This is a genomic window from Rhodoblastus sp. (genome assembly GCF_052145335.1).
GTDB lineage: Bacteria > Pseudomonadota > Alphaproteobacteria > Rhizobiales > Beijerinckiaceae > Rhodoblastus.
Window position 1 is genome coordinate 1 of record NZ_JBKQOU010000182.1, and the last position, 2,682, is coordinate 2,682.

The following is a 2,682-nucleotide window of genomic DNA, read 5'->3' on the forward strand; positions in this document are numbered from 1 at the left end:
TGGCGGTGTTGCCGCCGCCGATGACGCCGACCACGCGGCCGAGGCGCGGCGCCTGACCCCGCTCCGCTTCGGCCAGCAAGGTTACGCCGTCGATCAGCCGGCGCCCGTCCGCCGCCGGGATGTTGAGCCGATTGGCGGCTTGCGCGCCGACAGCGAGGAATACCGCGTCGAAGTTGCCCTTCTGCTTCTCGGCCAGCACGTCCTCCACTTTCTGGCCGCAGGTGATCGTCACACCCATCGCGGCGATGCGCGCGATCTCGTCACGGACGACCTCGCGCGGCAGGCGATAGGCCGGAATGCCCCAGCTCATCATGCCGCCGGCCTCCTCGGTCGCCTCGCGAACCTCCACGGCATGGCCGCGGCTCGCCAGGTGATAGGCGCAGGAAAGGCCGGCCGGACCGGCGCCGACGATCAGGATGCGACGGCCGGTCGGCTCGCCGGGGCGCGGTTGCCATTTCTCCTGCCGCGCCATATCGCCCACAAGCCGTTCGACGGCATGGATGCTCACGGCGTCGTCGAGATCTGCCCGATTGCATTTGCTCTGGCAGGGATGATAACAGGCCCGACCATGCACGGCCGGAAAGGGATTGTCGTCGAGGATCTGTTCCCACGCCTGCCGCCATCGGCCGGCCAGCGCATGCTCGAGCCAGGCTTGAATGTTCTCTCCCGCCGGACACGCCGCGTTGCAGGGCGGCACGTGATCGATCCATTGCGGGAGTTGCCGCCTTGTCGGGCCCGTGCCGGCGGCTGTCGCATGAACGTGGGTGGCGTCGGCTTGCTTCAGCATCTTTGTGATCCTCCAGGCGCGTGACCGCGCCGCTCCTCGGTCGAATGTCCCAGTTGTCCGTCGCCTGGGCGGCGGCGATGCCCCGCCCATGGCTTTTCACGATCGGTCAGCGCGCAGTCGCGGCCGTCGGGGGCGCAGATCGCGCCGCAACGCCGGTCTCGCGCAGGAACAGCGTCAAGATAAAAGCCAAAACGATGCCGGCGACCCAGATCAGATCGGCCCGTTGAAACACCGCCGCGGTCAGAGGCTGACCGCTAGACAGATGGGAGAGCTCAAGCCCGAAGGCCGGCGCAACGACAGCGCTGAGGCTGAAAACGAGGAAGTTCATTGCGCCGGTGGCGCTGCCCTTCACGTTGTCCGGATTGACTTCCTTGATCATCGTATAGGGGATCATCGCTGCGCCGGAGCCGATGCCGAAGACGAGGCCGCCGACATAGTGCGGAAGCAGGCCGGGCATATAGAGGAGGCTGAAGATGGACAGCAGCATGAGGATGATCCCGCCAAGCAGCGCCGGCTTGCGAAGGCCGATGCGATCGGCGACATAGCCGAGCAGCGGAGCGCCGATCGCCCAGCCGAAGGTCACGGAGGAGGCGCGGTGCACGGCCTCCGCAGGGTCCGCGCCCAGGCTACGCAGGAGAGGGACTCCCCAGATCATGATGCCGACGGTGGTCGGCATGAACAGCAGCCCGCCAATAATGCCGCAGAGATAGGATTGCGGGTTCGTCAGCACGATTTTGTATGGCGCGAACATCGACCACACGGAGCCGCGGGCCTGATCATGGCTCCCTGGAGTCGTGATCAGCACGAGGACGGCGAGGATCGCGCACACCACGCCGCTGTCGATCCAGAAGGCTTGCCACCCGATGGGGCCATGCACGAGCGGACCGACGACGACCTGCCCAGCGAAGCCGCCAAGCATCCCGGCGAATTGCGTGAACCCGACGGCGGTGGCGAGCCAGCGGTGGGAAAATCCGCGCGCCGCAAGATAAACCGCGCCCGTGAAGGAAAAAGCCGATCCGGCTCCTTGCAACAGCCTTCCGCTCTCGGCGGCGCCGATCGAGCCAAGCCCGAACAGCACACAGCCGGCCGCCAGGGCGAAGACGCCAGTCGCCATGGGCGCCTTGGCCCCATAACGGTCGAGAGACGCGCCCGCAACGATGGCGAACGCGGCGTAGGTGTAATAATACAGCCCCAACAGCGAGCTGAGGCCGAGCGTCGTCAGACTGAACGCCTGCATCAGTTCAGGTACCATTACGCCTGGCGCAGAGCGGAGGGCGTATTGAATGAAATAGAAGACCAGGGCGAATAGCCAGGCTATTGCAAATGGCCAGTAGATCGATTTCTCCGCAGTTGCGGGCGCCTGAGAAGGCGTTGTTGCTCCGGTTTGCACTGACATTGGCTTTCTCCTACCAGACTGCATGATTTGGCGCACAGATGCCCGCATCACGCGGCGCGCCCGCGACGATCACGAAGATCAATCAGCTCCGGGCGGAAAGAATAATGAGAGGCATCCCCGACGTGCCGCTCATCGCTTTGCCGTCTTTTCGACCGGTTGGGGCCCGGACACCGACACTCTGATTGGGCCTTGCAGCATTGGTTTGCGTCACGGGACCCAAGCTTCCGGGAAAAGACGGAGGCCTGGATCTCATGACCCAAGCCTCCGCAAAAGCGCGCCGTGGCTCGCACTTACGCGCGCAAGCTGCGATCGAGGCCGGCCCGGTCGTGGGGGAGGAACACGATGGGGGTGAAAGGGGCCCAGTACGCCGATCCACGGCTCACGGTCTTAAAGCTACAAGCAGCAGCTGGCCGAAGCCATTAAACACGCGTTCACAATAATAAATTCAGATTTAAAGTCCCCCATAGATCAGCCATCCCCTCATTTTTCAAACGAACGC

The 2,682-nt window shown here is 64.4% G+C and carries 2 protein-coding genes; both read right to left on the reverse strand.

From position 1 onward, the window contains the following. On the reverse strand, positions 1-787 hold a 787-nt coding region (locus tag ACLP2E_RS11660), incomplete at its 3' end, for an FAD-dependent oxidoreductase (RefSeq protein ID WP_442466026.1). A gap of 106 nt (positions 788-893) precedes the next feature. After that, positions 894-2,183, reverse strand: a complete 1,290-nt coding sequence (locus ACLP2E_RS11665) for an MFS transporter (protein ID WP_442466027.1) — start codon at positions 2,181-2,183, stop codon at positions 894-896. Positions 2,184-2,682 lie beyond the last annotated feature (499 nt).

What these genes read in the sequence shown, in the direction of transcription:
- ACLP2E_RS11665 (WP_442466027.1), bottom strand. Translation starts at nt 2,183, where the DNA reads ATGTCAGTGCAAACCGGAGCAACAACGCCTTCTCAGGCGCCCGCAACT.